The organism is Vibrio sp. 2134-1 (assembly GCF_033339495.1).
On the sequence record NZ_JAWOUS010000390.1, the window covers coordinates 1 to 722 of the forward strand.

Annotated in this window: 1 protein-coding gene and 1 pseudogene; one reads left to right on the forward strand and one right to left on the reverse strand. The window is 42.5% G+C overall.

Annotated elements, in window-relative coordinates; genetic code table 11:
* Window positions 1-541 (forward strand): glutathionylspermidine synthase family protein (locus tag R7R78_RS26185; protein WP_225474620.1); only part of this gene is annotated, 541 nt, incomplete at its 5' end.
* 73 nt (window positions 542-614) lie between these two features.
* On the opposite strand, the pseudogene R7R78_RS26190 reads toward R7R78_RS26185, so the two are convergent.
* Window positions 615-722, reverse strand: a pseudogene (locus R7R78_RS26190) (YecA family protein); the annotation flags it as partial.

Here is a 722-nt window from a genome sequence, read left to right on the forward strand (position 1 = left end):
CGAAGATATTGGTGTAACGGAAGACGGAAAATTTGTGGATGTGGACGAACGAGCCATTCGTTGGATGTTCAAACTTTATCCTTGGGAATTCATGTTTGAAGAGGAATACGCGAAATACTTAGCGACTGCAAATGTCAACTGGCTAGAACCCATGTGGAAATCGATTTTGTCCAATAAAGCACTTTTGCCATTGTTGTGGGAACGCTTTCCAAATCATCTCAATCTTTTGCCTGCCTATTTTGCTAATGACCCAAAAGCGAGTTGTTTGAACGATTATGTCATCAAACCGTTATTCTCACGGGAGGGGGCGAATATTGAGATCGTCAAAGATGGAAAGCGCTTGGTGAAAACGCCGGGGCCTTATGAATCGAAGTTCAATATCGTTCAGAAATATCATCCGTTGCCTAAGTTTGGGCAGAACCATACGTTAATTGGTAGTTGGCTCGTCAATGATAGAGCGGCGGGTATTTCGATTCGTGAAGACAGTAGCCTAGTGACACAAGATATGGCGCGCTACATTCCACATGTGATTTTGACGTGATCAAAAAAGCTCTCCATTCAGAGAGCTTTTTCATATCAGATGTTCAATTTCAATGATCAACGATTACGTTATTTTATTGCTCTTCAGCTAACGCAACACCGCGTTGAGTAAGACCACATAGCATCACAGGTACAGCATTGAAGATCTCTTCAAATTGCTCTAAGCCTTCCATGCCTTGCTC